The 24,250-nt window shown below is 72.2% G+C and carries 24 protein-coding genes and 4 pseudogenes; 11 read left to right on the top strand and 17 right to left on the bottom strand.

Annotation, left to right across the window (positions count from 1 at the left end; translation table 11 throughout):
* The 8 genes and pseudogenes from AB0I16_RS23090 to AB0I16_RS23055 all read right to left on the bottom strand — a co-directional run.
* Nucleotides 1-113: pseudogene (locus AB0I16_RS23090) on the bottom strand (transcriptional regulator); the annotation flags it as partial.
* 54 nt (nucleotides 114-167) lie between these two features.
* Nucleotides 168-1,070 (bottom strand): TauD/TfdA family dioxygenase, encoded by a 903-nt coding sequence (locus AB0I16_RS23085; protein WP_363251376.1) that lies wholly within the window; start codon nucleotides 1,068-1,070, stop codon nucleotides 168-170.
* Between the two features lie 98 nt (nucleotides 1,071-1,168).
* Entirely contained in the window at nucleotides 1,169-2,167 is a 999-nt protein-coding gene (locus tag AB0I16_RS23080; RefSeq protein ID WP_363251374.1) for an ABC transporter permease, read from the bottom strand.
* Nucleotides 2,164-3,030 carry an ABC transporter ATP-binding protein gene (locus AB0I16_RS23075; RefSeq protein ID WP_363251373.1) on the bottom strand — a complete coding sequence of 289 codons (867 nt, stop codon included), beginning with the start codon at nucleotides 3,028-3,030 and terminating at the stop codon, nucleotides 2,164-2,166. The genes AB0I16_RS23080 and AB0I16_RS23075 overlap by 4 nt, the downstream gene beginning before the upstream one ends.
* A gap of 3 nt (nucleotides 3,031-3,033) precedes the next feature.
* Nucleotides 3,034-4,059, bottom strand: a complete 1,026-nt coding sequence (locus tag AB0I16_RS23070; protein WP_363251372.1) for an ABC transporter substrate-binding protein — start codon at nucleotides 4,057-4,059, stop codon at nucleotides 3,034-3,036.
* Nucleotides 4,060-4,156: 97 nt separating this feature from the next.
* On the bottom strand, nucleotides 4,157-4,234 hold the full coding sequence (locus AB0I16_RS23065) for a putative leader peptide (RefSeq protein ID WP_363251381.1): 78 nt from the start codon (nucleotides 4,232-4,234) through the stop codon (nucleotides 4,157-4,159).
* A 179-nt stretch (nucleotides 4,235-4,413) separates the two neighbouring features.
* A pseudogene (locus AB0I16_RS23060) lies at nucleotides 4,414-4,944 on the bottom strand (zinc-binding dehydrogenase); the annotation flags it as partial.
* Nucleotides 4,926-6,155, bottom strand: a complete 1,230-nt coding sequence (locus AB0I16_RS23055; protein ID WP_363251371.1) for an acyl-CoA dehydrogenase family protein — start codon at nucleotides 6,153-6,155, stop codon at nucleotides 4,926-4,928. The pseudogene AB0I16_RS23060 and the gene AB0I16_RS23055, both read right to left, overlap by 19 nt.
* A 327-nt stretch (nucleotides 6,156-6,482) precedes the next feature.
* Here AB0I16_RS23055 and AB0I16_RS23050 point away from each other — a divergent pair.
* Nucleotides 6,483-6,761: pseudogene (locus tag AB0I16_RS23050) on the top strand (Tn3 family transposase); the annotation flags it as partial.
* 97 nt (nucleotides 6,762-6,858) lie between these two features.
* Here AB0I16_RS23050 and AB0I16_RS23045 read toward each other — a convergent pair.
* Entirely contained in the window at nucleotides 6,859-7,332 is a 474-nt protein-coding gene (locus AB0I16_RS23045) for an ArsI/CadI family heavy metal resistance metalloenzyme (RefSeq protein WP_363251370.1), read from the bottom strand.
* Between the two features lie 80 nt (nucleotides 7,333-7,412).
* On the opposite strand from AB0I16_RS23045, the gene AB0I16_RS23040 reads away from it, so the two are divergent.
* The 4 genes and pseudogenes from AB0I16_RS23040 to AB0I16_RS23025 form a co-directional block, all read left to right on the top strand.
* On the top strand, nucleotides 7,413-7,814 hold the full coding sequence (locus tag AB0I16_RS23040) for a metalloregulator ArsR/SmtB family transcription factor (protein ID WP_363251368.1): 402 nt from the start codon (nucleotides 7,413-7,415) through the stop codon (nucleotides 7,812-7,814).
* Nucleotides 7,811-8,935, top strand: coding sequence for an ACR3 family arsenite efflux transporter (gene arsB / locus AB0I16_RS23035; RefSeq protein WP_363251366.1), 1,125 nt, complete (start codon nucleotides 7,811-7,813; stop codon nucleotides 8,933-8,935). Before AB0I16_RS23040 ends, arsB begins: the two co-directional genes overlap by 4 nt.
* Nucleotides 8,928-9,344 carry an arsenate reductase ArsC gene (locus tag AB0I16_RS23030; protein WP_363251364.1) on the top strand — a complete coding sequence of 139 codons (417 nt, stop codon included), beginning with the start codon at nucleotides 8,928-8,930 and terminating at the stop codon, nucleotides 9,342-9,344. The genes arsB and AB0I16_RS23030 overlap by 8 nt, the downstream gene beginning before the upstream one ends.
* A 5-nt stretch (nucleotides 9,345-9,349) precedes the next feature.
* A pseudogene (locus AB0I16_RS23025) lies at nucleotides 9,350-9,610 on the top strand (N-acetyltransferase); the annotation flags it as partial.
* 410 nt (nucleotides 9,611-10,020) lie between these two features.
* Here AB0I16_RS23025 and AB0I16_RS23020 read toward each other — a convergent pair.
* Both AB0I16_RS23020 and AB0I16_RS23015 read right to left on the bottom strand, forming a co-directional pair.
* Nucleotides 10,021-10,980, bottom strand: a complete 960-nt coding sequence (locus AB0I16_RS23020) for a GNAT family N-acetyltransferase (protein ID WP_363251362.1) — start codon at nucleotides 10,978-10,980, stop codon at nucleotides 10,021-10,023.
* Between the two features lie 136 nt (nucleotides 10,981-11,116).
* Nucleotides 11,117-11,731, bottom strand: coding sequence for a TetR/AcrR family transcriptional regulator (locus AB0I16_RS23015; protein ID WP_363251361.1), 615 nt, complete (start codon nucleotides 11,729-11,731; stop codon nucleotides 11,117-11,119).
* Nucleotides 11,732-11,973: 242 nt separating this feature from the next.
* Between AB0I16_RS23015 and AB0I16_RS23010 the strand changes: the two genes are divergently transcribed.
* Nucleotides 11,974-12,936 carry a chlorophyllase gene (locus AB0I16_RS23010; protein ID WP_363251360.1) on the top strand — a complete coding sequence of 321 codons (963 nt, stop codon included), beginning with the start codon at nucleotides 11,974-11,976 and terminating at the stop codon, nucleotides 12,934-12,936.
* Nucleotides 12,937-12,947: 11 nt separating this feature from the next.
* Here AB0I16_RS23010 and thpR read toward each other — a convergent pair whose 3' ends face one another.
* The 4 genes from thpR to AB0I16_RS22990 all read right to left on the bottom strand — a co-directional run bounded on the left by thpR (nucleotide 12,948) and on the right by AB0I16_RS22990 (nucleotide 16,515).
* Nucleotides 12,948-13,565: an RNA 2',3'-cyclic phosphodiesterase gene (gene thpR, locus AB0I16_RS23005; RefSeq protein WP_363251359.1), complete on the bottom strand. Its 618-nt coding sequence runs from the start codon at nucleotides 13,563-13,565 to the stop codon at nucleotides 12,948-12,950.
* 8 nt (nucleotides 13,566-13,573) lie between these two features.
* Entirely contained in the window at nucleotides 13,574-14,701 is a 1,128-nt protein-coding gene (locus tag AB0I16_RS23000; protein WP_363251358.1) for an LCP family protein, read from the bottom strand.
* 77 nt (nucleotides 14,702-14,778) lie between these two features.
* The gene (locus AB0I16_RS22995) at nucleotides 14,779-15,306 is read right to left on the bottom strand and encodes a transglycosylase SLT domain-containing protein (RefSeq protein ID WP_363251357.1); all 528 of its coding nucleotides are present in this window, start codon (nucleotides 15,304-15,306) and stop codon (nucleotides 14,779-14,781) included.
* A 474-nt stretch (nucleotides 15,307-15,780) separates the two neighbouring features.
* Nucleotides 15,781-16,515, bottom strand: a complete 735-nt coding sequence (locus AB0I16_RS22990; protein ID WP_363251356.1) for a TioE family transcriptional regulator — start codon at nucleotides 16,513-16,515, stop codon at nucleotides 15,781-15,783.
* A gap of 69 nt (nucleotides 16,516-16,584) precedes the next feature.
* Here AB0I16_RS22990 and AB0I16_RS22985 point away from each other — a divergent pair, with 69 nt between their 5' ends.
* On the top strand, nucleotides 16,585-17,709 hold the full coding sequence (locus AB0I16_RS22985) for an erythromycin esterase family protein (protein WP_363251355.1): 1,125 nt from the start codon (nucleotides 16,585-16,587) through the stop codon (nucleotides 17,707-17,709).
* Between the two features lie 35 nt (nucleotides 17,710-17,744).
* Nucleotides 17,745-18,692, top strand: coding sequence for a Ku protein (locus AB0I16_RS22980; RefSeq protein WP_363251354.1), 948 nt, complete (start codon nucleotides 17,745-17,747; stop codon nucleotides 18,690-18,692).
* Between the two features lie 146 nt (nucleotides 18,693-18,838).
* Here AB0I16_RS22980 and AB0I16_RS22975 read toward each other — a convergent pair whose 3' ends face one another.
* Nucleotides 18,839-19,171, bottom strand: coding sequence for a DUF6233 domain-containing protein (locus AB0I16_RS22975; RefSeq protein ID WP_363251353.1), 333 nt, complete (start codon nucleotides 19,169-19,171; stop codon nucleotides 18,839-18,841).
* Between the two features lie 170 nt (nucleotides 19,172-19,341).
* On the opposite strand from AB0I16_RS22975, the gene AB0I16_RS22970 reads away from it, so the two are divergent.
* Nucleotides 19,342-19,542, top strand: a complete 201-nt coding sequence (locus tag AB0I16_RS22970; RefSeq protein WP_363251352.1) for a hypothetical protein — start codon at nucleotides 19,342-19,344, stop codon at nucleotides 19,540-19,542.
* Between the two features lie 30 nt (nucleotides 19,543-19,572).
* Here the strand turns inward: AB0I16_RS22970 and AB0I16_RS22965 are convergent, their stop codons facing one another.
* Complete coding sequence (locus AB0I16_RS22965) at nucleotides 19,573-20,286, bottom strand: helix-turn-helix domain-containing protein (RefSeq protein WP_363251351.1); 714 nt, start codon at nucleotides 20,284-20,286, stop codon at nucleotides 19,573-19,575.
* Between the two features lie 210 nt (nucleotides 20,287-20,496).
* Between AB0I16_RS22965 and AB0I16_RS22960 the strand changes: the two genes are divergently transcribed.
* Both AB0I16_RS22960 and AB0I16_RS22955 read left to right on the top strand, forming a co-directional pair.
* The gene (locus AB0I16_RS22960; protein ID WP_363251350.1) at nucleotides 20,497-22,488 is read left to right on the top strand and encodes an ABC transporter ATP-binding protein; all 1,992 of its coding nucleotides are present in this window, start codon (nucleotides 20,497-20,499) and stop codon (nucleotides 22,486-22,488) included.
* Complete coding sequence (locus AB0I16_RS22955; protein WP_363251349.1) at nucleotides 22,485-24,206, top strand: ABC transporter ATP-binding protein; 1,722 nt, start codon at nucleotides 22,485-22,487, stop codon at nucleotides 24,204-24,206. The genes AB0I16_RS22960 and AB0I16_RS22955 overlap by 4 nt, the downstream gene beginning before the upstream one ends.
* Nucleotides 24,207-24,250 lie beyond the last annotated feature (44 nt).

Below are 24,250 nucleotides of genomic sequence, written 5' to 3'. Positions count from 1 at the left end.
GGGATGTCCTGGGCGTCGGCGATGGCCTCGGCCTTCAGTGGCCCGTCATCGCGTGACGCGGCGAGTTGCAGTGCGGCACGTACCGCGTAGTCCGCCCTGGCTGAGATCCGCATACGGGCATTATCCGGTACGGAGCGGACCGGTGACCGCCGAGGCGGCCAACGGGGTCAGGCCGCCGAAGGCGTGTAATGGGCGGCCTCGTCTCCCTCGACGACACGGCTGGGCGTGCCGTCGACACCGACGGGGGCGTCGCCCGCGACGGTCACCCGGTGCAGCAGGCGCGGCAGGTCGCCGTAGTCGTCGGGGGCGTAGTGCTGGGTGATGCGGTTGTCGAACAGGACGAGGTCGCCCGGCGACCAGACCACGCGCACGATGTTCTCGGGACGCGTGACGTACGCCTGGAAGATGCGCAGCAGATCGCGGGACTCGGAGGGACTGAGCCCGATGATGCTCTGGGCGAAGCCGCCGATGAAGAGACCGCGCTCCCCGGTCTCGGGGTGGACGCGCACGACCGGGTGCGCGGTGCGGTACTTGCGGGAGACGAACCGCCTGCGGTGCTCGGCGGCCTTCTCGGTCTTCGGGGCCGCGTAGTCGTAGTCGTTGGTGTGCACGGCCCACAGCCGGTCCGCGAGATCGCGGAGCGCGTCCGGCAGATCCCGGTACGCGGCGGCCGAGTTGGCGATGAGCGTGTTGCCGCCGTACGGCGGGACCACGATGCTGCGCAGCGTGGACGCCTTCGGGGGCGTGCGGACGAAGGTGACGTCCGTGTGCCAGTGGTTGGCACGGATTCCCTCGCCGCCGTCGACGGGCAGGATCTCGGGCCGGCCGTCGACCGAGGGGACCGTCGGGTGCGCGGCGGTCAGTTCACCGAAGAGCGAGGCGAAGCGGAGCTGGCCCGCGTCGTCGAGGCCCTGGTCGCGGAAGACGAGTGCCTTGTGTTCGAGGAGCGCGGAGTTGATCTCCGCGACGATGGCGGGGTCGAGTTCCGCGGAGAGGTCCACACCGTGGATCTCGGCGCCGATACGACCGCCGATCCTGCGGATGTCGAATCCTGTGCCGGTGGTGCTCATGTGCGGGTTTCCTTTCACGGGGGCGGATGAGGGCATGGGGTGGGTGAGGACAGAGGGCGAGGGGGGCTCTGGACGGTCGCGGCCGGTGTGCGCGCGGGTCACCCGGCCGTGGGGACGCGCCAGGAGCTGAGCCGTCGCTCCGCGGCGACCAGGAGCTGGTTGAAGGCCACGCCGATGGCGGAGATCGTGATGATGCCCGCGTACATCTGCGGGATCGCGAAGTTGTACTGCGAGGCGTTGATCAGATACCCCAGGCCGGCCTTGGCGCCGATCATCTCGGCGGCCACGAGGACCAGGATGGACACCGCTCCCGCCAGCCGGATGCCGGTGAACATCACCGGTACGGAGGCCGGCAGGATCACCTTCTGGAACAGCCGGGGCGCCGGCAGGTCCATCGACCTGGCCAGTTTGAGCAGGGTCGGGTCGACGTTGCGCACCGCGCTGATGGTGTTGAGCAGGATCGGCCACGTGCAGGCGTACACGACGATGGAGATCTTCGAGGTCTCGCCGATGCCGAGCAGCAGCACGAACACCGGCAGCAGGGCGAGCGCGGCGGTGTTGCGGAAGACTTCCAGGAGCGGCCCGAGGAGGTCCGCGACGGGCCGGTACCAGCCGATCAGCAGCCCGAGCGGTACGGCGAGGGCCACGGCGATGCCGAAGCCGCTGAAGGAGCGCACCAGGCTGGCCCGTGCGTTGTCGGCGAGCTGCCCGTCGGCGGCCAGGCCCCACCAGGCGTCGGTGACCTCGCTGAACGGCGGCAGGAAGGTCCGGTCGACGAGACCGAGGCGGGGCGCGGTCTCCCACAGCAGCAGGAGCGCCGCGACGGCCGCGGACCTGGTCACCGCGTTGAGCAGCAGCCGCGGCAGCCGGTGCGCCACCCGGCGGCCGAGCGCCGCGGGGGCCGCGGCCGACCGGGGCCCCGGTGGCGCCACTTCCGGCGGCGTGGCCTTCGAGGACGGTGGTGAGGGCGTCCGCGGGGGTGTCTTTCGCAGCCTCACCTTCTCGGGTACGGAGCTACCGGGCGGGGCCCCGGTGGACTGCTCGGGGGCGGCGGTGGCCGGCCCCTCGGGAGCGGCGGCGCGGGTCGTCGGACTCATGAGGCAACCTCTTCCTTCTCCAGCTCCTGCGCCCTCGCCACCTCGTCGCGCAGGAGCGACCAGATCTCGTGCCGGTGCCGCGCGAACTCCGGGCTGGAGCGGACGTCGTCCGTGCCCGATCGGGCCTCGAAGGCGATCGGCACGATCCGTTTGATCCGCCCCGGCCTCGACGACATGACGGCGACGCGCTGCCCGAGGCGGACGGCCTCGTCGATGCCGTGGGTGATGAAGACGACGGTCTTCCCCGTGCGCTGCCAGATGCGCAGCAGTTCGTCCTGGAGCGACTCCCGGGTCTGGGCGTCGAGCGCGGCGAACGGCTCGTCCATCAGCAGGACGCCGGGGTCGTAGGCGAGACTGCGGGCGATGGCCACGCGCTGCCGCATCCCGCCGGACAGCTCCTGCGGATGGCGGTCCTCGAATCCCCTGAGGCCCACGAGGTCCAGGAACTCCCGGGCCCGTGCCGCGCGTCGCCGACGCGGTACGCCGGTGGCCTCCAGGCCGAACTCGACGTTGCCCTGGGCGGTGCGCCACGGCAGCAGCGCGTACTGCTGGAACACGATGCCGCGGTCGAGGCCGGGGCCGGTCACGGGCGTGCCGTCCACCAGGATGCGCCCGGTGGTGGGCCGGGCCAGACCGCCGAGGAGGTCCAGCAGCGTCGACTTCCCGCAACCGCTGGGTCCGACCAGGACGAAGAACTCCCCGTCCGCTATCTCCAGGTCGATGCCGTCCAGGGCGGTGACGGGCCCGGACCGCCGGGTGCCCGCGCGGCCCTTGGCGGCGAACTCCTTGCGCACACCCTCGAAGACGATCTTCGGCGCGGTGGGTACGGGGGTGGTGGTTACGGGGGTGGTGGGTTCCGGCATGGGTCAGTTCCCGCTCTCGCCAGAGGCGTTGTACTCGTTGGTGTAGAGGTCGGCCCGGTCGACCCGGCCCTTTTCGATGTCGCCGCGCTCGGCCAGCCAGTCGATCCAGAGCTGGAGTTCCTTGCCGGTGATCAGGCCGCCCTTCTCGGCGACCCCGTAGGACTTCCAGTACTTGAGGGGAGCGGTGTCCTCGTTGCGTCCGCGCTTCTCCATGATTCTCGTCATCCGGTCGATGACCTCTGCGCGCGGTGTGGAACGGGACCATTCGATGGCCCGTCCGACAGCGGTGACGAACGTACGGGCCGTGTCGGGATTGGCCTTCAGGAAACGGTCCGTCATCACGAAAGTGCCCGCGCTGAAATCACCGAGGAGTTCATGGTCGGTGAACAGCGGACGGATTCCGCCGGCCGCGAGTGCCTTGTCCCGCAGGACGCCGCCGAGCACGGCCACTTCTATCTGTTTCTGCCGCAGGGACTGCTCGGTGTTGACCGGCGGCACCACCAGCGGCTCGACCTTGTCCCTGTCCTTGCGGGACAGCCCGCCCCGTTGCAGGTAGATGTCGAGCATGGCCTCGGAATGGGCACCGAGGGTGTTCATCCCGACCTTCGCGCCGATCAGGTCACGGGGGGAGCGGATCGGGCTGTCCTCAAGGACGTAGAAGCCGTTGTAGGCGTCCTTGTCGGCGCCGTAGTAACTGATGACCGCCTTGATCGGGGCGTTGTTCGCGGCGAGTTTGACGACCGCGCCGTTGAAGGCGCCGCCGAAGTCCGTCTGGCCCGTGGCCGCGGACTGGATGTCCTGGGGCCCGCTGATGGTGTTGCCGACCCACTTCAGCTTCACGTCCTTCAGATAGCCCAGGTCGGCGGCGAGTTCGGGCAAGGTGACCTGCCCCGCCCAGCCCTGGTAGCGGAGCGTCTTGGTCCGGCCCCCGCCGGACGTGGCGGTCGCCGATGCGCCACAGCTCACGGCCGCCGCGGAGAGAGCGAGCAGGGAGAGGAACTGACGTCGGGTCGATGCCTTGGCGGCCATGTATGCGTCCTGTTCGAAATGCGCGAGGAAAAGGGGAAACGAACCGCGCGGGCAGGAGGAAAAGGGGCGCGTGGAAAAGCGGTGCCCGGCGGCGGACTTACTGTCCGGCGGCACAGATGGCGCTGGCCTGACGTCGCAGATCGACGTGCAGGCGCGCGGTGAATTCCTCGTGCATGCTCACACCGAGAGCGTCCCAGCGGAGATCGGCCGGGTCAACGCCGTGAGGGAGGGCTTATGTCGCCCGCAACGCAGGAAACCCCGGTGAAGTACGGCGTTCACAATGAGCCGGCCCCGGAGGACCGGCGCATTGCTGGGCTCAACCGCGGACGCCGCCGTACCGCATCCGCCCGGGGATCAGGGCACCAGCACGGCCCTGCCGAACACCTCCCCGGCGTCCATCGCGCGGTGGGCCCTGGCCGCCTGGGACAGGGGGAGCGTCTCGTGTACGACCGTGCGCAGGTCCCCGTGCGCGGCATCGGCGAACTGGGCGGAGCGTACGGCCTGCCGGTAGGGGCCGGGCACGGTGTCCGCGCTGAACGTGGCGAACGACAACGACCTGCGGAAGGCGTCCATGGGCCGCATGCCGAAGTCCGCCGGAGGCAGCCCGCCGGCCACACCGACGGCCAGATACCGCCCGTTGTCCCGCAACCGGTCCGGGAAGTGGGGGAGCTGGGGGCCGCCCACCATGTCGAGCACCACGTCGAAGCCCGCGGGCGCGTCGGCGCCGCCCTCGCCGGTGCGGTCGAGGACGTGGGTCGCACCGGGGTCGCGCAGGCGGGCGCCGCGTTCGGGCGTCGAGGTGGTGACCGCCACCGCGTTCGCGCCCCGCCCTGCCGCGAGCTGAACCGCCGTGATGCCGTGAAGGGTCAGGCGGGCAGGACGAACGGCGGGTGCGCGCCGTTGAGGACGAAGTCGCCGACGTCGCGGAGCCGGTGGGCGCCCGGCGCGTGCAGGGCGTGGGTCCGGGCGTTGCGCCAGAAGCGGTCGAAGCCGAGCCGGGCGGAGGCGGAGGTGGCGCCGATGATGTCGAGTGCGCGAGTGGTGGTCTCCCGCACGGCGTCGGCCGCGGCGGCTTCGGCCATCGCCACGAGGACCGAGATCTCCGCGTACTCGTCGTACGAGAGCTTCGCGCCCCGCGCGAGCCCTTCGCCGACGGCGTCCAGGGCCTGCGTGCCGAGCGCGGACGCGGAGCGGGTCAGGACCGTCAGCTCTCCGTGCACGGTGAGCGCGTGCGGGTCCCGCGGGGCTTCGACGGGCCACGCCGGCTGCCGGGCCGAGTGCCCCGCCCTGCTGTACTCGCGGGCCTCGGCGAGCACCCCCTCGGCGATCCCCAGGCGGAGCTGGACGGCGAGGAGGCGCCCGACGGGGGAGGCCAGGGCGGCGGGCGGCGACAGGATGTCCTCGTCGGCGGAGAGCGAGCCGAGCACGTCGTCGCCGGACACCCGCACGGCGTCGAACTCCACCGTGCCGCCCGCGGCGAGGCGCTGGCCGAAGGTGTCGGCGTCGTCGTCGATCCGCACCCCGGGGTGGGAGGCGTCGACGACGACGGCCAGGGGTTCGCCGGTGTCCCCCCGCATGGCCCGCACGGCGACGCGGTCGGCGACGAGGACGCCGGTGGTGTGACTCTGCCGTCCGCTCACCGTGTAACCCTCGCCCCACCTGGTGAGTGTCAGGGGCGGCTCGCGGTGGGCGAAGCCGCCGCCCCAGCACGACTGCTCCGCCGCGGTACGCCGCTCGACGCGGTCGGCGAGCGGCGGCTCACCGAAGAAGCGGGCGCCGCTGGACAGGAAGTAGTGCGAGCCGAGGAGTTGGGCGATCGAGCTGTCCGCGGCGGCGATCTCCCTGACCACGGCGTAGGCGGTGGGCCAGTCCGCGCCGCCCCCGCCCGCCTCGGCCGGTACGAGCAGCGTCAGGAGACCGGCCTCGCGCAGCCGGGACACCTCGTCGAACGGCGTCTTCCCCGCCTGGTCCCGCGCGGACGCGTCGGTGGCCAGGTCGTCCGCCGCCTCACGGGCCACGCGCAGCCAGTGCTCACGGCCGGGCCCGTCCCGCTCGGAGTCCGGAGCGGGAACGGCCGGTGCGGTGGCGACGCCCATGGCGGAGGTCTCCTCAAGTTCGGTCCCGATACACGGCGTTGGGCGGTCCGGCTGCCGGTGTGCCCCAACGGTGTGTACGGGGCACGTTCCTCATCCTCCGCACGCGGCGAGCAGGCGTCAATACTTTCCTAGTAAAACAGTAGGGAAGGTGGAGAAGGTGCGGAAGCGGGTGTGAGTAGTTGAGGTCCAGGGAATCCCGGTGAGAACGATCATGGTCGGCCGGCACGTCGGCTGGAGGGTCCGCTGGGGTGCACGGAAAGATGGTCGGGCGGTCGTTGGTGCTGGCTACGGTCCGTTTCGTGCCGGTGGGGTTTCTGACTGATGAGGCACTGGCCCGACATGCTCCGGGTCGCGGGATCGCTCATCACCCATCAGGTGCGGGCGTACGACCTGCTGCGGATGTTCGGCCGCGAGGGCCACCCGACCCCGCTGGGGGCGGCGTTCGCCGAGTACGGGCGGATCGACAAGACCATGCACCTGCTCGCCCTGGTCGACCCGGTCGACGACACCTACCGCCGGCTGATGAACCGGCAGCTGACCGTGCAGGAGTCCCGCCACCGGCTCGCCCGCGCGATCTGCCACGGCGGCCGGGGCCAGATCCGCCAGGCTTGCCAGGCCAGCGGCCCCGGCCAGGGGCTGTGCCCCCTGCGCGATCCCGAGGCCGCGCGGGAGGAGGAGCCGGAAGAAGGGTGAGCGTCGCCGTTCAGCTGCCGCAGGCGCAGCCCGAAGCCGCCGGCACGGGCTCGGTGCTCTCCTCCTGGCCGGAGCAGCAGGCGTCCCCGCCGGCGACGGGGCTCTTGCCCATCTGGTCGGCGTCTGCCTTGACGACGTAGACCTCCCACGGCTCCTTGCCGGGGCCGGTCACCCAGACCTTGTCCTGGACGGCGTAGCAGCAGGAGGTGTCGTTCTCCTCGAACGTGGCGAGCCCCGCCTCCTTGAGGCGGTCGGTGGCCGCGGTGACCTCGTCGGTGGTCTCCACCTCGACGCCGAGGTGGTCCAGGCGGGTTTCCTGTCCCGGCTCGCCCTCGATGAGGACGAGCTTGAGCGGCGGGGTCGTGATCGCGAAGTTCGCGTAGCCGGGACGGCGCTTGGCGGGCTCGACGCCGAACAGCTTGGAGTAGAAGGTCACCGACGCTTCGAGGTCGGCGACGTTGAGCGCGAGCTGGGCACGGGACATGGCGGTCTCCCCGGTTCGGTTGTATCGATGCCTGTCGATGCAACCTTGCGCCTTGGATCGAAAAACGTCAACATAGAAGCATGTCGAAACAAGAGCTTGTGGTGCTCGGGCAGGACGGCGCCGAGGGCTGCTGCCCCGCCCTGCTGAGCGCCCCGCTGGACGAGGACCAGGCCGAGACGCTGGCGAAGGTGTTCAAGGCCCTGGGCGACCCGGTCCGGCTGCGCCTGCTGTCGATGATCGCCTCACGCGCGGGCGGAGAGGTCTGCGTCTGCGACCTCACCCCGGCCTTCGACCTGTCACAGCCGACGATCTCCCACCACCTCAAACTGCTGAAGCAGGCCGGACTCATCGACTCCGAGCGGCGCGGAACCTGGGTGTACTACCGACTGCTGCCGCAGATGACCGACCGCCTCGCGGCGATCCTCACCCGCCCCGCCGGACAGCCCCTGACCGAGACCGCGTCTGCCGGGGCCGCCTCGTGAGCGGCGAAGCGACCACCACGGTGGTACCCGCGGGGCCGGTTGCCGGGCGGCTGTCGTTCCTGGACCGGTTCCTCGCCGTGTGGATTCTGATCGCGATGGCGGCCGGCCTCGGCCTGGGCCGCCTCGTGCCCGGTCTCGGGGACGCGCTCGCGAAGGTCACCGTCACCGGCGTCTCGCTGCCGATCGCGCTCGGCCTGCTCGTGATGATGTACCCGGTGCTCGCCAAGGTCCGATACGACCGCCTCGGAACCGTCACCCGCGACCGGCGCCTGCTGATCCCGTCCCTGCTCCTGAACTGGGTCGTCGGCCCGGCCCTGATGTTCGCCCTGGCCTGGATCTTCCTGCCGGACCTGCCCGAGTACCGCACGGGCCTGATCATCGTCGGCCTCGCCCGCTGCATCGCCATGGTCATCATCTGGAACGACCTCGCCTGCGGCGACCGCGAAGCCGCCGCCGTCCTGGTCGCCCTGAACTCCGTCTTCCAGGTGCTCGCGTTCAGCCTGCTGGGCTGGTTCTACCTCTCCGTCCTGCCCGGCTGGCTCGGCCTGGAGCAGACCGCGCTCGACGTGTCCGTCTGGGAGATCGCCCGCAGTGTGCTGATCTTCCTCGGCGTCCCGCTGCTGGCCGGGTTCCTCACCCGCCGCCTCGGCGAGAAGGCCAAGGGCCGCACCTGGTACGAGACGAAGCTGATCCCCCGCATCGGCCCGTTCGCCCTGTACGGCCTGCTGTTCACGATCGTGGTGCTGTTCGCCCTCCAGGGCGACGCCATCACCTCCCAGCCGCTCGACGTCGTCCGGATCGCGCTGCCGCTGCTGGTGTACTTCGCCCTCATGTGGGCCGGGTCCATGGCCGCCGGGCGCGTGGTCGGACTGGACTACCCGAAGGCCACCACGCTGGCGTTCACGGCCGCGGGCAACAACTTCGAGCTGGCCATCGCGGTCGCCATCGCCACCTTCGGCGCTACCTCCGGCCAAGCCCTCGCCGGAGTCGTCGGCCCCCTCATCGAGGTCCCCGTCCTCATCGGCCTCGTCCACGTCGCCCTCGCCGCCCGACGCTTCTTCCCCCACACCGCCCCGGCGGCCGGACCGGTCGTCTCCCCGGAAGGTTCCGCCCGTGTGTGAGACCAAGCCGTCCGTGCTGTTCGTGTGCGTCCACAACGCGGGCCGCTCTCAGATGGCCGCCGCCTTCCTCACCCACCTCGGTACAGACCGGGTCCAGGTCCGCTCGGCCGGGTCCGCCCCCGCGAACACGGTGAACCCGGCCGTGGTCGAGGCGATGCGGGAGTCGGGCATCGACATCTCGGCCGAGGCGCCGAAAGTCCTCACCACCGAGGCGGTGCAGGCATCCGACGTCGTGATCACCATGGGCTGCGGTGACGCCTGTCCCTATTTCCCCGGCAAGCGGTACCTGGACTGGCAGCTCGACGATCCGGCCGGACAGGGCGTCGCGGCCGTCCGGCCGATCCGCGACGAGATCGAGCGCCGTATCCGCGGCCTGCTCGCCGAACTCGGCATTGAGCCCGCGGCGTGACGGGCGTGACGGCCACCGAGACCGGCGTGCGCATCGCACCCTTGCGGCCGGAGCATGCCGAGCAGGTCCTGGCGATCTACCAGCTGGGCATCGACGAAGGGAATGCCACCTTCGAGACCACCGCCCCGACCTGGGAGGCGTTCGACAAGGCCAAGCTGCCCGACCACCGCCTGGTCGCCCTCGACAGCGACCGAGTGCTGGGCTGGGCCGCCGTCGTGCCGGTCTCCGACCGGTGCGCGTACGCCGGCGTCGTCGAGCACTCCGTCGGCCCAAGGTCATCGACGACGACTCGCTGCTGCTCGCCCGCGCGCTGAAGGACCGCGGCGTCCCCGTCCCCGAGATCGCGGGCAAGCTCACCATCAAGACCGGCAAGAACGCCGGCAAGCACCCCTCGGTCGCCTCGCTGTACCGGGCGCTCGCCGAGGACGAAGACACCGCCGGGTCCGACGAGGCACAGCTCATCGGCCCCCGCCGTCCGGTCCGCGCCCGCATCACCGGGCCCGGCGGCGGCACCGACCCAGCGTCGATGGAACGGCTCACCGAGCAAGTCCTCGACGGAGACACCGTGCTGGACGACCTGGCCCGCCAGGCCGAAGGCGGCTCCGGCGACCTGGTGGCACAGCTGCTCGCACAGGCCCGGAACGGCGCCCGGGGAGGCGCGGCAGGTAGCGGGGCATCAGATCCACGTCATGTCGATGTCGCGCTCGAAGTCCACGTACCCGGCCCGCCGGAAGGCGGCTGCCATGGGGGTGTTCCCCACGTCCGTGGCGGCGCGGACGCGCGGGACGCCGCACTCGGCGAGGATGCGGGTGCCCTCGGCGAGGATGTCGTCGACGTAGCCCTTGCCGCGGTGCGCGGGGAGGACCGCCAGGTAGGCGATGATCGCGTTGCGGTCGTTGCGGGCGGGGACGACGAAGCCCACCGGCTCGCCGTCGGGGAGCGTCGCGACGCGCCACCAGTCGCGCGGGCCGGCGTACCGCGCGAGTTCGTCCTCGAAGTGCCGGCGGGCGACGTCGGGTCCCGGCCGGTGCCGCAGGGCGGCACGGCTGTGCGCGTCCAGGGTCCCTTCGAGGGCCGATGTCATCAGGCCGACCAGCTCCTCCGGGTCACGCACCGCCCTGAACGCCAGGCGGGTGCCGGGCCGCGGCACCGGCGTCCCCTGCCGCCACTCCAGTCGCAGCCGTTCCACGAGGAGCCGGGCACCGGTGCGTTCGAGGATGCTCATGCGGTCCTCGACGACGCGCCTCTCGGTCTCGCTCTCACGCCAGTCGGACGGCACGAACCGGCAGTACGCGGGCGGGTGGTCCGCCGAGGGGAACAGGGCGGCCATGGCGGTGCGCAGCAGCCGTACGCCCGCGTCCGTGCGGTCGGCGGCCGGGGCGTCGTCGTCGATGTCGAACACGTCGAGCAGGAGCGGTGCGTCGCCCGCGCTCCGGGCCCACCAGGCGGCTCTGGCGAGCAGCCGGTCGCCGCGCAGGGCGACCCACATCCACTCCGGCCGGCGGCGGCCGTCCGCGAGGTCGTCGGCCAGCTCCCGGTCGAGGGAGTAGGAGAGGCGGGTGAAGAGCGGAAGCTCTTCGGGGCCGGTGAGCGGGCGGATGGTCGGCTCGTACCCGTGCGGAGTGGTGGGAGTCATGGCGGCACGGTCCACCTCCGGCTCCCCGTCGGGCAAACGCATTCGGCGCGCACGGCGGTGGGTGCGGGGGGCGGGACTCCGGCCCGCTGCGGTGCGCGTCCGGCCGCACCCGGCCGCCTCCGGGCGCGCATGCCTGTCAGGTGCCGGGTGACGCCTCGTTCCGGCGTAGCCCTCGGAGGAGCAGTGCGACCATCCGGCGGGGGTCGTAGTCGGGGTCGCCGTCGCGGCCGACGCAGAGGTTGCCGATGCCGCGCATCAGTTCAAGCGCCTGCGTGCCGGGAGTGATCTCGTCTGCGTCCGCCGCGGCGTCGAGCAGCTGTGCGCAGACGGGTACCAGGCGGTCCAGGAAGTAGCTGTGCAGCGCGTCGAAGCCGCCGCTGTCCGACTGCATCGCGTTGGCCAGGCCGTGCTTGGTGACCAGGAAGTCGACGAAGAGGTCGACCCAGTCGCGGAGCGCCGCGAAGGGGGAGTCCGCGTCGGCCAGCAGCCGTGGTCCGGCCTCGGCGCACGCCTCGACCTGGTGGCGGTAGACGGCGACGACGAGGTCCGCCCTGGTCGGGAAGTGGCGGTAGATCGTGCCCATCCCGACACCCGCTTCGGCGGCGATCTGCCGGATCGGGGCGTCGACGCCGGACGTGACGAACACCGCGGCGGCGGCCTTGAGCAGGGTCTGCTGGTTGCGCTGGGCGTCGGCGCGCTTGCTCCGGGCGGGCCGGGGCTCGTCCGAGGGGGCGGCGGGGGCTGGGGTCACCACGCGCTCCTTTCGTTGTCGGTGCGGTCGTCGTTTCAGCCTCGGTGCCGGGGCCGCGTTCACCGGAGCGGCCGGTCGGGCCGGGCCCGTTGACAAAGCGGAACACTGCTCCGTATCGTCGGGGACGTAAGTGGAACGACGCTCCGGTTCAGAGCTTAGCCGAACCCGGGCGCTCCTCGCTGCCTCCCATGCCCGTCGACCGCACCGGTCGACGCCGAGGCCATCGAATGGACGTACGCATCATGAGCGCATCACCCCACACGACCGACGCCCCCCTCACCTCGCCCGCCCCCGTCCTCTCCATCGCCCCGGTGACGCTGCCGGTCCCCGGCCGCCCGGTGGATCTGGAGATGCGGATATCGGCCCCCGTCACCGGCGACGACCTGCCGGTCGTCCTCCTCTCGCACGGCCAGGGCCCCTCCAACCACCTCTCCTCGCTCAACGGCTACGCACCCCTGGCCCACTTCTGGGCGGCGCACGGCTTCGTCGTCATCCAGCCCACCCACCTGAGCTCGCGGACGCTGGACCTGGACCCGGCCACGCCAGGAGCGCCCATGTTCTGGCGGTCCAGGGCCGAGGACATGCGGCACATCATCGACCGCTTCGACGAGATCGAGGCCGTGGTGCCGCACCTCCGCGGACGCCTGGACCGCGGCAGGATCGCCGTGGCCGGGCACTCGATGGGCGGCCACACCGCGGGCCTGCTGCTCGGCGCCACGCTCACCGACCCCGACGACGGCACCGAGGTGAGCCTGGCCGACCCCCGCGTCACGGCGGGCATCCTGCTCGCCGCGCCCGGCCGTGGCGGCGACGCGATCAACGAGTCCGTGGCCGAGATGTTCCCCTTCCTCACCACCCCGGAGTTCTCGCGGATGGCGACACCCACCCTCGTGGTCGCCGGCGACAAGGACGACTCCACGCATCTGACGAACCGCGGCCCGGAGTGGCACACCGACCCCTATGCGCTCGCGCCGGGCCCGAAGACCCTGATCACCCTGTTCGACGCGGGGCACGGTCTCGGCGGGGTATCCGGATACGACGTCGCCGAGACGACGGACGAGAACCCCGAGCGGGTATCCGCGGTCCAACGGCTCACCTGGGCCTACCTCCGCGGCCTGTTCCACCCCGGGGACGGCGCGTGGCGGGCGGCGTGCGACGCACTCCTGACCGGCCCGGGGGCGCTGGGCCGGGTCGAGAACAAGTAGGCCGCGCCCGGCTACTCGCCGGCCACCTCGCGCACGCCTCCGAAAGCCCATGCCGCGACGTCCCGGTAGCGGATGGGACCCGGGCCGTGCCCGACGGGCCCCGCCACCAGGTGCAGGTGGCGGGTCTGCCAGGGCCGGCCGGAGAAATCGGCGAGGCCGGTGGCCGCGCGGGTGGCGCAGGACGGGGTGTCGCGGCGGGCGCGGGCCAGGGTCAGGTGGGGGCGGAACCGGCGGTCGGGGAGAGCGACGCCGCACTCCGTGACCGTGGCGCGCACATCGGCGGCCAGTTCGTGGAGGGCGTCGAGTTCCCCGGCGATTCCGGCCCACAGCACCCGCTCGTCGAAGTGGCCGCCGCCGCGCAGCGCCAGGGTCAGGGGCGGACGGGTGGCCGCCAGGTCCGCGAGGGGCGGACGCAGGAGCGGGATCACGTCGACGGGGACCGCGCCGAGGAACGCCAGCGTGATGTGCCAGTCCTCGACGCGGTTCCACCGCATGCGCGGATGCGCGGCGTAGGCGGGACCGAGTTCCCCCACCAGCTCCTGCTTCGCCTCGTCGGGCGGCGCCAGGGCGATGAACACGCGCGCGGTCGGGGGCGGAGTCTCTTCGTTCACCTGGACTTCGTACCGCATCGGCGACCTCAGGCCGAAACCGGTGAGTCCGTCCTGTCGCCCACCGAACCGTCCGTGGCCGACTCCGGTATGGCCCGGTCCTGGCGCAGCGCCGACCAGACCTGCTTCGACGCCTTCTCCAGCGGCTCGACGCGCCCGGGGTCCCGGGGGTCGTAGGTGACCGGCATCGTCACCATGTCCATGTGCTCGGGGCTGATGCCCCGCAGTTCCTCGGCGAGGCCGAGCAGCTTGTCGGCGGAGGCCAGGTCGGAGTCGGCGCTGATGGTCTTGGTCGCGGTGTCCGCCAGGGAGTACGACTTCGTGGGGTCGCTCAGCGGGTCGAGCGTCTCGGCGCGGTGGATCAGCGCCTTGACGAACGCCTGCTGGAGCTGGATGCGGCCCAGGTCACTGCCGTCCCCCACACCGTGCCGGGTGCGCACGAGCGCCAGGGCCTGCTTGCCCTTCAGCGTGTGCTTGCCGGCGGTCAGGGACAGGCCGCTGTTGTGGTCGTGGATGGCCCTGCGGGTGGTGATGTCCACGCCGCCGAGCTCGTCGATGAGCTTCTGGAAGCCCTTGAAGTCGACTTCGAGGTAGTGGTCCATGCGGACGCCCGACATCTTCTCGACCGTCTTCACGGTGCACGCGGGGCCGCCCACCTGGTAGGACGAGTTGAACATGGCCTGCCGCGCGCCGGGCGCGGTGCCGCCGTGCGGCTGCGCGCACTGGGGCCGCTCGACCATCGTGTCGCGCGGGATGCTGACGACCGAGGCCTTCTTGTGGGTCTTGTCGACGTGCAGGACCATCGCCGTGTCGGCCCGGGCGCCGCTGACGCCGCGGCCGTACTGGCCGTGGGTGCCCGCGCGCGAGTCGGAGCCCAGCAGGAGGATGTTCATCGACCCGTCCCGCTGCTGCGCGGGCCGGTCGTGCCCGAGGGCCGCGTCGACGTCCGTGCCCCGGATGTTGCCGTCGAGGTGGTGCCAGGCGTAGGCCACGCCACCGCCACCGGCGACGACCGCCCCCAGGGCGCCCCACGCGACGTAGCGCAGGACCTTCTTGCGGGGCTTGCGTCGGGAGCGGCGTACCCGCGGGGGCCCGTGGTCGGCCACTGGGGGCCCGTCGTGGTCCTCGTTCCCGCTCCCGTGCCTCTCGTGCGGCATGCGCTGTCCCTCTTCTGTGGCCCAGCCGTCCTCTGGGGACCAGCTGTCTTCTGCGGACCTTGCTGCGGAACGGCGGCTCAGTACGCGGAGTCGACGTTGTCGATCGAGCCGTACTTGTCGGCGGCGTAGTTCGCGGCGGCCGTGATGTTGGCGACCGGGTCGGTCAGGCTGTTCGCGGTGCCCTCGACGTGGTAGGCGTCGAAGGTGGGCTGGATGACCTGCAGCAGGCCCTTGGACGGGGTGCCGTTCTGCGCGTTGACGTCCCAGCCGTTCTCGGCGTTCGGGTTGCCCGAGGACTCGCGCATGATGTTGCGGTGCAGACCCTCGTAGGAGCCGGGGATGCCCTTGTCCTTCATGATGTCGAGGGCCTCACGGATCCAGCCGTCGAGGTTGTCGGGGTGGTCCTTCTTGGCGGCCTTGACGGCCTTGGTCACCTCGGCGGCCTTGGCCTGCGTCGTCGACGCGCTCGCCTTGGCCGGCTCGGCGGCGTGGGCGGAGGTGGGGATCAGCGTGAGAGCCGCGGCCGCGGCGCCGGCGGTGGCGATGCCCGTGACGGAGAACTTGCGGAGTCGGGCGTTGCGGGTCGGCGTGACGGTGGTGGCCATACGAGTGCTACTCCTCAGTGCTACGTGGGTGGGGCGTGGTGACTCGGGCGGTCTCACCCGGTGCGGGTCTCGGGCGGATTCGCCCTGGTGTGTCCCGCTGCCCCGGAACTTCAGCAAGAGTTAGCGGCGCTCCGGGGGGTGCGCAAGGATGTGACGTACTACCCCGTTACGCAGAGCTTCTCGCCCCGGAGCGGGACGGACGGCCCCAGGCCCGGCGCCCCGCGCGCCCCGGCTACTACCGTCCTTAGCATGTGACGTAGCCCCTATGGGTGGGCTCACAGCCAGGGCCCCGTTTTCGGGCCTCTCCTGAGGGGCAGCCATGGCTGCGAGCGATGCGGGCGGCGGCCGGATCGGCCCCGCACGGCGCCCAAGTCCGTTACATGGCGTGGGCGTTCGCTTCTCCGGGTCACCTCCCGGGCCCCTTCGGAGCGATTCCTCGGCCCCGACTCCTCAACCCTCCTCAGCCCCGACTCCTCAGCCCCGCTCGCGCAGGTACGCCTCCAGCTTCGCCGCGCCCGTCAGCATGGCCCGCCCGCGTGTGGAGAGCCGGCCGCGCCAGTCGCTCAGCATGGCCTCCAGGGGCTCCAGGCCGCCGGCCGCGCGCACCTGGGTGATCAGCGGGGCGATCTGCTCCAGGAGGTAGCCGCCGCGCCGGAGCTGGTGGGTGAGGAGGGCGTCCCGTACGGCGGCGTCGTCGTAGACCCGGTAGCCGGTCAGGGGATCGCGGCGGGGCCGCACGAGACCCGCGCGTTCCCACTTCCGCAGTGTCGCGGGCTGGAGGCGGAGCCTTTCCGCGAGCGGCCCGATGAACGTCCCCCGCGGGCGCGGCCCCGGCACGTCCGGCTCGTCGGCCGTGCCGGGAGCGAGATCGCTGAGGGCGCGCTCCACGGCGAGGAGCGTGCGCCGGTCGTCGAGGAGCTGGGCGTGGCTCTCGTCGATGAGGCGGAACGCCTTGTCCGCCTCGCCGCGGTTCACGGCCCGCAGGACCGACGCCGCCGTGTGGTGGCCGTGGCCGGGCACCATGGCGAGGAACGCGTCGAGGGCCCGCGCGTGCAGCGGGGTGTAGGTGCGGTAACCGTGCTCCGTGCGGTCGGCCGCCGGGAGGATGCCGGACTCCTCGTAGTTCCTGACCGCCTGGGTGGACAGGCCGTGCTCACGCGCCAGGTCGATCGGTCGGAGCCGGACGGAGCGTTGAGGGTTCTTGGCCACGGGGCCGACGATATCGCGTGATCGGTTCCGGAAGCCTCAACCGCTGGGTCAGCGATACCGTTGAGAGGCATGGCCACCGACATCGAAGCCGTCCCGCACGCCCGCGCCGCAGCGACCGTCATGAAGCTGCTCCCGCACCCGCCACGACTGATCACGGTGCGCGGACCCGCCCACGCCGACACCACCTCGCCCGAACTCCGCGACGACCTCTTCCGGCGCCTCGCCGAGCGGGAGGGCCACCGCACGATCGCCATCGAGGGTGACGGCGTACGGGCGACAGTCGTCGACGACTACGTCAGGTGGGGCAGGGGCACCCTCGACGAGGCGGTGCGGGCGATGGAGACTATGCGGGCGACCGTGGCCGGACGGTACGGGCCGTCCGGCCACGGCTCGGGCGCTCCTGGTGGCGGCCGCGCGCTCGTGCGCTGGATGCGCGCCCACAACGAAGGCCGTCCGGCCGGTGAACGGCTGCGCTTCGCGGGCATCGGCGGTCCGCTGGAGAGCCACGGCCCCGCGAGCCCCCGCCAGGCGCTCACCGCCCTCCACGGTCACCTCGCGGCCCGCATGGAGGCGGACCGGCTCCCCTGTACGGCGGCACGGCTCGACCTTCTCCTCGGCGCCGACGAGCGATGGACCGAACCGGCCGCCCTGACGGACCCCGCACGGTCCGTCGGGCAGTCGGCCGACGCCATGGAGCTGCGGCTGCTCGCCGATGACATGGAGGCGCTGCTCGACGAGTGGACGCCGCTCGGCACGCCGGGTGCGTGGGACGGTCGCATCGGGCGGGGCGCGCTGGACGGTCGCACCGGTCCGGGTGCGTGGGACGGCCACGGCCACTCCGGGCCGGATGCGCGGGACGGCCGGGACCGGGCGCGGCTCTACGCGCGCACTGCCACCGGCTTGCTGCGCCGCCACTACTGGATGGCCGACACCTCGCCCGACCGCGCGACGCGGCTGGTGGGCCTGCGGGACCAGATGACGGCCGCCGACCTCATCGCCCTGGCCGAACGCGGCCCCGCGCTGGTGTACGCCCGCAACCGCCCGCTCCAGCGGGGGAGGGGCGCGATGCGGATGAGCGACCTGCCCCTCGCGTGGTGGAGCGCGGGGGTGATGGTGGGCGCCCGCCTCGGCGGGGGGAGGGCAGCCGGCCGCGCCGACGGCCTTCGGCGTGCCCGACCGGGCGGCCTTGCCTAGCCTGGAGGCCTCGGGGCCGTCACGGAGGTACCCCTATGCCCCGCCCCGTCTGGTCCGGCGCGATCAGCTTCGGTCTGGTGACCATCCCGATCAAGGTGCTGCCCGCGACCGAGAAGCACAGTATCCGCTTCCACCAGTACCACCTGGCGGACATGGCGCGGGTGCGCACGAAGAAGATCTGCGAGCTGGACGGCCAGGAGGTCGCGAACGCCGAGATCGGCAAGGGTTTCGAGGTCGACAGGGACACCGTCGTCGAGATCAGCGACGAGGAACTCGACGACATGCCGCTGCCCACCGCCAAGGCGATCGAGATCACCGCGTTCGTGCCCTACGAGTCCATCGACCCGGTCAGGATCGGCGAGGGCTACTACTTGCAGGGCGACGGCCAGGTGGCCGCCAAGCCGTACACCCTGCTGCGCAAGGCGCTCGAACGCAGCAGCAAGGCCGCGGTCGCGAAGTTCGCCTGGCACGGCAGGGAACGGCTCGGGCTGCTCCGCGTGCAGGACGAGGTGATCGTCCTGCATGCCATGAAGTGGGACGACGAGGTGCGCAGCCCGGAGACCCTGGCACCCAAGGAGGTCGAACTCGACGAGGCCGAGATCGAGCGGGCCGTGCTCCTCGTCGACTCGATGACCGCCGACGGCATCGAGGGCCAGGAGTGGGCCACCGACCGCTACACCGCCGCCCTGGAGGAGGTCATCGCGGCGAAGGCGGGCGGGAAGCAGCCGCCCGCGGCGGCGGAGAAGGACGAGCCCGAGGGCAAGGTCGTGGACCTCATGGCCGCGCTCAAGCAGTCCGTACAGCAGGCGCAGGCATCCCGCGGAGAGGACGGCGGGGACGGCGGGGACGCGACCGTCCACGAGATGCCGAGCAAGCGCGGTGCCGAGAAACAGGCCGCGAAGAAGCAGACGGCGGCCAAGAAGCCGACGTCGAAGCGGACGACCGCGGCCAAGAAGACGACGGCCAAGAAGCGCGGTGCCTGAGGGCTCGCCCGGATACTCCAGGAAGGTGTGGCCCGGCGGCTTCGGGGAGGCGCGGCCGGGAAACGTCAGGGAGGTGTGGCCCGGCAGCGTCAGGGAGACGCGGCCCGGCCCCGCCGGGCAGGCGTGGTCCGGCAACGTCGCGCGGGCTACTCCAGTACGCCGAGGCCGGCGCCGGGGCGGCAGTGCGGGCAGGCCTCGACCTGTTCGTACAGCGCCTGCCTGGCCTGCTCCCGGCTCACGCCCCGGCACCGCTTGCCCGCCATGTGGCAGGAGCCGGCATGGACGTAGACCGGCGGTGAACGCCCGTCGAGGCCCTGTTCGAGCAGCCAGTCCGGAGCCGGTGGCCGGGCCCGCTCGCCGCGCGCCCGCTCGGCCTCACGCCGCTCCTCGTCGGCGATCCACCGCCGGGTGCGCGCCAGGTCACGCTCCTGGACGCGCTCCAGGAACCGCAGGACCTCGATGCGGCGGATCTCGGTCATCGGACCGCGTCGGCGACGGACAGCATGCCCTCAGTAGATCACGTGTTCGATTTAAGGAGCCAGTCGTCCGTCGTGCCCACCACGAGGCCGGACGCGGTGTCCCCGTGAGTACCCCGGGGCCGCCCGCGTTCGGGTCGCGGAGTGCCCGGCGTCGTCGTAGACCTGGAGTCATGAGCGAGAGCGAGGGCAAGACGTCGTGGCACCCGGGCGAGATCGTGCCCGACAGCGGAATCTACGAGTGCGTCTGCGGTGGCGAGCACCACTGGAGCACCGACGTGAAGGGGCACCGCTTCCCGCCGCTGCCGTCGAACTGCTCGGGCGAGTACTGGACGATCAAGGCCCAGGCCCACCCTGACGACGGCCGGTCCTGACCGGCGGGTGTGTCTCGGCGGCGGTGGCGGTCACGCTCGCCCGGCCTCGCCGGGGTCCGTGGCCCTGGTCTCCGCGAGCAGTCCGTCGACGAACGTACGCAGCCCCCTCGGGTACGTGTCCCGCGCGGCGACCTCCGCCCAGCAGTCGCTGACGGCGGCCAGGTGGGGCACCCGGTCCGCGTCGATGGACTCGCGGAAGAGGGGCAGTTCGCGGTCGGCGGGCCGGTGCGGGGAGCGGGCGCGCACCAGGATCTCGCCGACGGTGTAGTACCAGACGCTGCGGAAGATGTGCACGGACTGCTCGGGCGTGCAGCCGTAGTCGTGTGCCCCGGAGATGATCTCCTCCACCATCCAGAGCGCCGACTCTTCCAGAAGGGCGATGAACCCGTCGGCCGTGAGGGTTTCCGCCGCCCACGGCCAGGCTGCGAGGGCGTCGTGGCCCGCCAGGGCGGCGGAGACGATGCGGTCCCGCGGGTCGCTCGGCGGCTCGGGCCGCTCGACCTGGCCCAGGTACTGGTTGAGCAGGAGGACGAGCAGGTCGTCCTTGCCGCGCATGTGGTGGTACAGGGTCGTCGCGCCGATGCCCGTCTCGGCGGCGAGGCGCCGGATGGTCAGCTTCTCCCAGCCGTCCCGGTCGATGAGCCGGCGCGCCGCTTCCAAGATCTGCGCGCGGGAGGTCAGCGGCGGCCTGCCGGTGCGGCCGTGCGGGGCGGGTGACGCGGACGATGCGGAGGTCTTGGGCATCGTCCCATCATGCCGCGCCCACCCCGCCGGGCAGGCCAGGGCGGCCAACGGTCGCATCGGAAACGCCAACCACCCTGTTTCGCCGGTCTGTTCACCACCGCGCTCCCTTCGATGGTACTTTCGGAACGTGTTCCGAAAGTGCCTGCCGCTCTGCCGGCACAGCTCCCGCAGGCCGCCGACCAAGACCTGACCGAACGGAGAACGAGGACGATGACCCCTACTGACCTCGCCGAGCCGGGGGAGCGGTCGGTCCCGCCACCCCACGGCGACGCCGACCGGCCACCGGCCGCGGCCCCGGCGACCCCCGACGCGGCGGCGGACTCGGCCGCGGTGGACATGGCGCGACTGCTACGGCCGCACGCCTGGAGCTTCGCCGCCGTAGTGATCCTCCAGGTCGTCGGGGCCCTCGCGGGCCTGGCGCCGCTGCTCACGGTCGTCGAACTCGGCCGCGCCCTGCTGGCACCGGGGCCCGCCGACCACCGCCACGTCTGGATCGCCGTACTGGCGGGCGCGGCCGGGCTGTTCGTCAGGCTGCTGCTCACCGCCGCGTCGTCCGGCATCGGGCATCTGGTCGACGGGCGAGTACAGCTCACGCTGCGCAGGCAGTTGGCGGCACGCCTCGGCCGCGTACCGCTCGGCTGGTTCTCCCGGCGTGGTACCGGCGAGCTGGCCAAGGTGGTGGGGGAGGACGTGAGCGCCGTACACCCGTTCATCGCCCACGCTCCGGGCGAGCTCGTCTCCGCGTTCGTGGTGCCGCTGGCATCGCTCGTCTACCTGTTCACCATCGACTGGCGGCTCACACTGGTCACGCTGATACCGGTGGTCCTCGCCGTGGCGCTGGTCCCTCTGATGATGACGCCGACCCGGCTGCGCGAGCAGGAGGAGTTCGACGCGGCCATGGGCCGGATCGCCGGATCGGTCGTCGAATTCGTGCAGGGCATCGCGGTGGTCAAGGCGTTCGGCGGGTCCGGGCGTGCCCACCGCAGGTTCCGCACGGCCGCGGACGAGTTCGTCGACACCTTCCACCGCTGGGTGCACGGCCTGTCCAAGCCCGCCGCGGGGATGCAGCTCGTGCTGTCGCCGCCGTTCGTCCTGCTCGTCGTGTTGACCGGCGGCACGGTTCTGATCACCGACGGCACCCTGGCCCCGGCCGATCTGCTGCCCTTCCTGCTGCTCGGCCTCGGCCTGACCGCTCCGGTGGCCGCCCTGGGCCATGGCTTCGACGAGATGCAGGCCGCGGGACGCGCCCTCGGCCGCGTACGGGACGTGCTCAAGGTCCCGCCGCTGCCGGAACCCGCCCAGCCCCGCGCGCCCCAAGGACACCGGGTCGAACTGCGCGGCGTCCGCTTCGGGTACGAGACCGGCCGCGAGGTGCTCCGCGGCATCGACCTGACGCTCGAACCAGGCACGGTCACCGCGCTCGTCGGCCCGTCGGGCAGCGGAAAGTCCACGCTGGTCCAGTTGCTGCCCCGCTTCTTCGACCCCACGGAGGGCTCGATCACCATCGGCGGCTCCGACCTGCGCGACCTCGACGGCAGGCGCCTGCACGAGACGGTCTCCTTCGTCTTCCAGGACGTACGGCTGCTGCGCGCGTCGGTCGCGGACAACATCGCCCTGGCGGTGCCGCACGCCGACCGCGACGCCGTGGAACGCGCCGCCCGCCTCGCGCACATCCATGACCGCATCCTCGAACTGCCCCGCGGATACGCATCGGTGATCGGCGAGGACGCCGGCCTCTCGGGCGGCGAGGCGCAGCGGATCTCGCTGGCCCGCGCGCTCCTGGCCGATACTCCCGTGCTCGTGCTCGACGAGGCGACCGCCTTCGCCGACCCGCAGACCGAACAGGCCGTGCGCCGGGCCCTGGCGACCCTGGGGGACGACCGGACGATCCTGGTCATCGCCCACCGCCTGGAGACGATCAGGGACGCCGACACCGTCGTCATGCTGGACGACGGGGTGGTCGTCGAACGGGGCGCTCCCGCCGAACTCCTCCAACGTGGCGGCAGGTTCGCCGAATTCTGGCGCTCCCAGCGGTCGGCGGACACGGAAGCCACCCCGCCGGACCGGACGGACCGGACGGACCGGTCGGGCCGGTCGGCCGACCACGCCACCGCGACATCCCTCAGCGACCCCAGCGGCCCCAACAGCATCAGTGATCCCGGTGACCCCAGTGGCACCCCGCAAGGAGACGACCCCCGATGATCGGAACACTGCTGCGGGTCCTCGGCCGGGAGTACGCCCGCCCGCTGCGCCGCACCGTGGCCCTCATGACGGCCACGGCCGTGGCCGAGGGCCTGTCCTACGCCCTCCTCGTGCCCGTCCTGCGCGCCCTGTTCGGCCCGGAGCCCGAGGACGCCTGGCCCTGGCTGACCGCGTTCGCGGGCGCCTTCGCGCTCTACGCGGTGCTGCGCTACCTCAGCGACCTCTCCGGCTTCCACGTCGGCAGCTCGCTGCTGCGCGGCATGTACCACCGGCTCGGCGACCACCTCGCCGAACTGCCCATCGGCTGGTACGGGGCCGGCCGCGCAGGGGAGGTGTCCGTCCTGGCGGGGCGCGGCGTGCTGCAGGCGATGAGCGTGATCGCGCACCTGCTCGCACCGTTCATCTCCGCCGCCGTGACGCCGCTGACGATCGTTGCCGTGATGCTCGCGTACAACTGGCAGCTGGGCCTCGCCGCGCTGGCCGCCGCCCCGCTCGTCGCGGTCATCCAGATCCGCACCGGCCGCTCCATGGCCGCGGCCGACGCGGAGCGGGCCGAACGCGACGACGAGGCCACCGGACGGGTCATCGAGTACCTCAGGGCACAGCCCGTACTGCGGGCCGGCGGCCGGACCGCCGAACGCTTCCGACTGCTCGACGACTCGCTTCGGCACGTCGAGCGTGCCTCCCGCCGCGCCACACTGTCGGCGTTGCCCGGCGTGGTCGGCCTGACGCTCCTGGTGCAGACGGTGTTCACCGGCCTCCTGGTCCTGGGAGCCTTCCTCGCGCTCGACGGTGACGTCGGTGCGGCGGAACTCCTCGCGGTCCTGGTCCTCGCGGCGCGCTGCGCGGACCCGCTGCTCTCGCTGTCGGACATCGGCGGCAAGCTCCGGGGCGCGCGGTCCGTCCTCGGCAGGCTCGACGCGGTGCTGCGCACCGAACCGCTGCCGGAACCCGCGGAGCCCGTCAGTCCGGACCGCCATGACCTGCGGTTCGAATCCGTCACTTTCCGGCACGGCGACCGCACGGTGCTCGACGGCGCCTCGCTGTCCGTGCCGCACGGGCAGCGGCTGGCCGTCGTCGGTCCTTCGGGCGCCGGCAAGAGCACCCTGCTGCACCTGATCTCCCGGTTCTACGACGTCGACGGGGGCGCGGTGCGCGTCGGCGGCGTGGACGTACGGCAGATGGACACCGGAGAGTTGATGGCGCGGATCGCCATCGTCTTCCAGGACGTCTACCTCTTCGACGGCACGATCGAGGAGAACGTACGCCTCGGCCGCCCCGACGCCTCGGACGCCGACGTACGGGCGGCCGCCGCCGCAGCGCGCCTCGACGAGGTGGTCGAGCGGTTGCCCGGCGGCTGGGCCGCGAACGTCGGCGAGGGCGGCGCACTGCTCTCCGGCGGCGAACGCCAGCGCGTCTCGATCGCGCGGGCGCTCCTGAAGGACGCGCCCATCGTCCTCCTCGACGAGGTGACCTCCGCGCTGGACCCGGTGAACGAGGCCGCCGTCCACGAAGGCATCGAACGCCTCATGGCGGGCCGGACGGTGGTGATGGTCGCGCACCGGATGCGCACAGTCCGCCGCGCCGACCGCGTCGTCTTCCTGGAGGGCGGACGCGTCGCGGAGGAGGGGACGCACGACGAACTGCTGCGCCACGGTGGCCGCTACGCCGACTTCTGGCACATCGCTCTGACACCGGCAGCCGCCGACGGCCACTGACCGGGCCGCTGACATGCTGCCCGCTCTCCTGGCTCCCACGGCTG

Source organism: Streptomyces sp. NPDC050703 (genome assembly GCF_040654435.1).
Lineage (GTDB): Bacteria > Actinomycetota > Actinomycetes > Streptomycetales > Streptomycetaceae > Streptomyces.
The sequence above is the reverse complement of the archived record's forward strand: the minus strand, read 5'-3'. Positions and strand labels throughout refer to the sequence as shown.